Origin of the sequence: Streptomyces incanus (genome assembly GCF_042656345.1) — a bacterium.
Lineage (GTDB): Bacteria > Actinomycetota > Actinomycetes > Streptomycetales > Streptomycetaceae > Streptomyces > Streptomyces incanus.
Genome location: NZ_JBHSPC010000004.1, coordinates 1 through 6080 on the forward strand (window position 1 = coordinate 1; position 6080 = coordinate 6080).

The following is a 6080-nucleotide window of genomic DNA, read 5'->3' on the forward strand; positions in this document are numbered from 1 at the left end:
CCGGAGAGCCAGGTGGAGAAGACCTCGGATACGGAGGCGTCGAAGCTGGGTGAGGCGAATTGCAGGACGCGGCTGTCGCCCGTGACGGCGAAGCGTTCGATCTGGGCGGAGGCGAGGTTGCCGACGCCGGTGTGGGAGACGACGACACCCTTGGGGCGTCCGGTCGAACCCGACGTGTAGATCACGTACGCCGGGTGAGACACCTTCAGCGGCGACAGGCGGTCCGCGTCCGTGAGGTCGGTGGCGGCGTTGTCGTGGAGCGCGTGGTCGCCGAGTGGGAGATCTCCGAGGTGCAGGATGGTGCGTGTGCCGGTGGTCGTGTGCGGGAGTGGGGACAGGTCGCGGGTGAGGACGAGGACGGGGCGGGCGTCGTCGAGGGTGTAGGCGATGCGCTCGGCCGGGTGGGCCGGGTCGATGGGCAGGAACGCGGCGCCGGTCTTGAGGACGGCCAGTTCCGCGACGAGGAGTTCCACGGAGCGGGGCAGCACCAGGGCGACGATGCGCTCGGGTCCGGCGCCGTGGCCGATCAGGTGGCGGGCGAGGCGGTTGGCGCGCTGGTTGAGCTCGTCGTAGGTGAGGGTCTCGCCGCCCGTGTCGGCCAGGGCGGTGTGGGCGGGGGTGCGGGCCACCTGGGCCTGGAACAGTTCGGGCAGGGTGCCGGTGAGGACCGGGGTGGTGGTGTCGTTCCAGGTGGTCAGGATGTCGTGTCGTTCGTCGGCGGACAGGACGTCCAGGGTGGCGACCCGGGCGTCGGGGTCGGCCACGACGGTTCGGAGCACCCGCTCCAGCCGGCCGATGAGAGCCTCGATCGTGGCCCGGTCGAACAGGTCCAGGGCGAAGTCGACGAACCCGTCCAGCCCGGCCGGGGAACCGTCCCCGGCCGACCGCTCACCGAAGGTCAGGGAGAGGTCGAACTTGGCGGCGCCCGTGTCGGCGTCCTCGTTCCGTACGGTCAGACCGGGCAGCTCGAGGTCGCCGCCACCCGCGTTCTGCAGGGTGAGCATGACCTGGAAGAGGGGGTGGCGGGAGAGCGAGCGTTCCGAACTCACCAGGTCGACGAGGCGCTCGAAGGGGATGTCCTGGTGCGCGTAGGCCTCCAGGTCGGTCTCCCGTACCCGGCCCAGCAGGTCACGGAAGGTGGGGTCGCCCGACACGTCGGTGCGCAGTACCAGGGTGTTGACGAAGAAGCCGACCAGGTCGTCCAGGGCGCTGTCGGTGCGTCCGGCGACGGGGGTGCCCAGTGGCACGTCCGTGCCGGCGCCGAGCTTGCCCAGCCAGACCGCGACGGCGGCCTGCAAGACCATGAACAGGCTGGCGCCGGACTCCCGCGCCAGCGCGGCCAGTCCCGCGTGCACCTCGGCGTCCAGGGCGAAGGGGACCACGTCGCCGCGGTAGGAGGCGTGTGCCGGGCGCGGCCGGTCCACCGGCAGGGACAGCTCCTCGGGCACACCGGCCAGTGCCCGGCGCCAGAACTCCAGCTGGCCGGAGAGCACACTGTCCGGGTCGTCCTCGCTGCCGAGGACCTCCCGCTGCCACAACGCGTAGTCCGCGTACTGCACCGGCAGCTCGTTCCAGGCCGGCGCCTCGCCGCGGCACCGCGCCGCGTAGGCGGCCGACAGGTCACGCGCCAGCGGACCCATGGACCATCCGTCGGCGGCGATGTGGTGCAGCACGAGCAGCAGCACGTGCTCCCGCTCGCCGACCCGGAACAGCGTCGCCCGCAACGGCAGATCGGTGGAGATGTCGAAGCCGCGTGCCGCGGACGCGTCGAGCGCCGGCCGCAGCTCCTTCTCGCGGACCTCGAGGATGTCCAGCCGGGGTGCCGCCCCGTCCAGGACGACCTGGACCGGGCTGCCGTCGACCTCTCGGAAGACGGTGCGCAGCGCCTCGTGGCGGCCGGCCACGTCGTGCAGGGCCGCACCCAGCGCGGCAGGGTCGAGCGCACCGGTGAGCCGCACCGCGACCGGCAGGTTGTACGTGGCGGCCTCCGCGCCGTCCAGCCGGCTGAGGAACCACAGCCGCTGCTGCGCGTACGAGACGGGCAGGTGCTCGGGGCGCGGACCGCGGGACAGGGCCCGGCGGGCCGGTCGGGCACCGCCGAGCAGGGGGGCGAGCCCCGCCGGGGTGGGCGTCTCGAACAGGGACCGGACGGGCAGTTCGACCTCGGCCTCGGTACGGATCCGGCTGATCAGACGGGTACCCAGCAGGGAGTGGCCGCCCAGCTCGAAGAAGCTGTCGTCGGCCCCGGCCGGGGCGTCGAGTCCGAGGATCTCCCCGAACAGCCGGCACAGCAGTGCCTCCTGCGCGGTGGCCGGAGCACGGCCGGGCTCCCCGCTCTGTACCTCGGGCGCGGGCAGGGCCTTGCGGTCCAGCTTGCCGTTGGGGGTGAGCGGCAGGGCGTCGAGGGTGACGAAGGCCGACGGCACCATGTACTCGGGCAGCGCGGCCGCCAGATGCCTGCGCAGTGTGCCGCTGTCCGCCTCCGGGGCAGTGTTCGTGTCCGGTGCGGGGGTGGCGTCGGGGACGGTGTAGGCGACGAGCCGCTTGTCGCCGGGCCGGTCCTCGCGGACCAGGACGGCCGCCTGGGCGACCGCCGGGTGGGAGACCAGCACCGACTCGATCTCGCCGAGTTCGATCCGGAAGCCGCGCAGCTTGACCTGGTCGTCGGCGCGGCCCAGGTATTCCAGGGCCCCGTCGGAGTCCCAGCGCACGAGGTCGCCGGTGCGGTACATGCGGCTGCCCGCTTCACCATAGGGGCAGGCGGTGAACCGTTCCGCGGTCAGCGCCGCACGGCCCAGGTAGCCGCGGGCCAGCTGCTCGCCGGCGAGGTAGAGCTCTCCCGCCACACCCGGGGCGACCGGACGCAGCGCCGCGTCCAGCACGTACACCCGGGTGTTCCACACCGGGTGGCCGATCGGGACGGAGCGCGCCCCCTCGGAGGGCTCGCAGGTCCAGTGGGTGACGTCGACGGATGCCTCGGTCGGGCCGTAGAGGTTGTGCAGCTCGGCGTCGAACAGTTCGAAGAAGCGGGAGCGCTGGTCGCCGGTGAGGGCCTCGCCGCTGCAGATCACCCGGCGAAGGGACTCACCGCAGCCGGCCGCGGCCGGCTCGGCGAGGAAAGCCTGGAGCATGGACGGCACGAAGTGCAGCGTGGTGACACGTTCGGCGCGGATCAGGCCGGCCAGGTAGACCGGGTCCCGGTGGCCCTCGGGACGGGCCAGAACCAGGGTGGCGCCGGTGATCAGCGGCCAGAAGAACTCCCACACCGACACGTCGAAGCCGGACGGTGTCTTCTGGAGCACCCGGTCGTCGGCGCGCAACCCGTAACGGTCCTGCATCCACAGCAACCGGTTGACGATGCCGCGGTGCGGCACGGGCACACCCTTGGGGCGGCCGGTGGAACCGGAGGTGTAGATGACGTAGGCCGGGTTGTCGGGCCGGGCGGTGTCCGGCAGCGGTGAGGCGTCGAGCGCCTCGAGTCCGGCGGTCAGTGCCGTCTCGTCCAGTGCCAGTCGGCGGGTGGGGAGGTCCGGGAGCTCCGGGAGCCCGGCCGCCGCGACCGTGAGCAGCAGGGCGGGTCTCGCCTCGGTGAGCAGATGCCCGATGCGGTCGGCCGGGTAGTCCGGGTCGACGGGCAGGTAGGCGGCGCCGGCCTTGAGGACGGCGAGCAGCGCGACGACGAGCTCGGGGGAGCGCGGCACCGCCACGGCCACGGTCCGCTCCGGACCGGCCCCCTCGGCGACGAGGAGGCGGGCGAGGCGGTTGGCGCGGGCGTCGAGTGCGGCGTAGGTGAGGGTGGTGTCCTCGAAGACGAGGGCCGGCGCGTCCGGGGTGCGGGCCGCCTGCTCGGCCAGGAGACCGTTCAGGGTGGTGGCGGGCACCTCGTGACCGGTGTCGTTGCGGCGTACGAGGAGTTCGTGCCGCTCGACGGGGCCGAGGACGTCGATCCGGCCGATGGCGCGGTCCGCGTCCGCGGCCACGGCCTCCAGCAGCCGGACGAAGCGGGTGGTGAGCTTCTCGACCGTGCTCCGGTCGAAGAGGTCGGTGCTGTACTCGACGATGCCGTCGAGTCCGTCGTGGCTGCCGCCGGCGCCGCGCTTCTCACCCAGCTCCAGCGCGAGGTCGAAGCGGGCCGAGTGGGTCTGCACCGCACGGGGTTCGACGCTCAGGCCGGGAAGCTCCAGGGTGGCCCGCTCGGTGTTCTGCAGCGTGAGCATCACCTGGAACAGCGGGTGCCGGGCGAGGGAACGTCCCGGGTTGAGGACCTCCACGAGCCGGTCGAAGGAGACGTCCTGGTGGGCGTAGGCGGTGAGGTCCGTCTCGCGGACCCGGCTCAGCAGCTCCCGGAAGGTCGGGTTGCCGGAGGTGTCGGTGCGCAGCACCAGGTTGTTGACGAAGCAGCCGACGAGGTCGTCGAGGGCTTCGTCCGTGCGGCCCGCGACGGCGGTGCCGATGGGTATGTCCTCGCCGCAGCCGAGCCGGTCGAGCAGGGCCGCGAGGCCCGCCTGGAGGACCATGAAGAGACTGCAGCGGCTGTCGCGGGACAGCTGGACGAGCCCCCGGTGCAGCTTCGGCGTGAGCGAGAAGGCGACGACGTCGCCCCGCAGGCTCGCCTGCGCCGGGCGCGGACGGTCGACGGGCAGCGCCAGCTCCTCCGGCAGGCCGGCCAGGACCTGCTTCCAGTGGGCGATCTGCCGTGCTCCGACGCTGTCCTGGTCGTCCTCGTCGCCGAAGAGCTCGTGCTGCCAGAGGCTGTAGTCGGCGTACTGCACCGGCAGCGGCTCCCACGCGGGGGCCTCGCCGGCCCTGCGGGCGGCGTAGGCGACCGACAGGTCGCGGGCGAGGGGCGCGAGCGACCAGCCGTCGCCCGCGATGTGGTGCAGCAGGAGCAGCAGGACGTGCCGCCGCTCGTCGAGGGCGAAGAGGGTGGCCCGCAGCGGGGTCTCGGCCGCCAGGTCGAACGGAAGGGAGGCGGCGCCGGCGAGCCGGCCGTCGAGGTCGTCGTCGGTGGCGGCGACCGGAAGGAGCGGAGCGGCCGGGGACGGGGGCAGGACGACCTGGTGCGGGCGGCCGTCGGTCTCGGCGAAGACGGTCCGCAGGCTCTCGTGCCGGGCGACGACGTCGGCCAGCGCCTCACTCAGGGCCTGCCGCTCGAGGTCGCCGTCGAGCTGCAGCACGAGCGGGATGTTGTAGCCGGCACCGGTGGTGTCGAAGCGGCCGAGGAACCACAGGCGCCGCTGGGCGAAGGAGAGCGGGACCTCGGTCGGCCGCGGCCGGGACTCCAGGGCCGGACGGCCGTCCGCGGACCGCTGGAGGAGGGCGGCGAGTCCGGCCGGGGTGGCCGACTCGAAGAGGCTGCGCAGCGGCAGCTCCGCGTCGAACGCGGACCGCACGCGGCTGACCAGGCGGGTGGCCTGGAGGGAGTGGCCGCCGAGGTCGAAGAAGCTGTCGTCCACCCCGACGGACGGGCGGCCGAGGATCTCGGCGAACAAGCCGCAGAGGATCTCCTCCTGCGGGGTGCGCGGGGCGCGGCCCATGCCGCCGGCCGCCTCCTCGGGCGCGGGCAGGGCCTTGCGGTCCAGCTTGCCGTTGGCGGTGAGCGGGAGTTCGCGGAGCACGGCGAAGGACGCCGGCACCATGTACTCGGGGAGTGTGGCGGCCAGTTGCTCGCGCAGCGCTCGGGGCTCGACCGGCGGGCCCTGGACGTCACGGGGGACGATGTAGGCGACGAGCCGCTTGTCGCCGGGGCGGTCCTCACGGACCAGGACGACGGCCCGGCCGACACCCGCGCAGTCCGTGAGCGCGGTCTCGATCTCGCCGAGCTCGATCCGGAAGCCGCGCAGCTTCACCTGGTCGTCGGCGCGGCCCAGGTACTCCAGCGTCCCGTCCTCGGAGGACCGCACCAGGTCGCCGGTGCGGTACATGCGGCTGCCCGGGCCGCCGTAGGGGCAGGCGGTGAACCGTTCCGCGGTCAGCGCGGGACGGCCCAGGTAGCCGCGGGCCAGCTGCTCGCCGGCGAGATAGAGCTCTCCCGCCACACCCGGGGCGACCGGACGCAACGCCGCGTCCAGCACGTACAC

At 73.4% G+C, this 6080-nt stretch carries 1 protein-coding gene; it reads right to left on the bottom strand.

Annotated features, from left to right (window positions below; all coding sequences use genetic code 11):
• Positions 1 to 6080, bottom strand: a 6080-nt coding sequence (locus ACFP2V_RS00985; RefSeq protein WP_381204355.1) for an amino acid adenylation domain-containing protein, incomplete at both ends; no start/stop codon positions are given.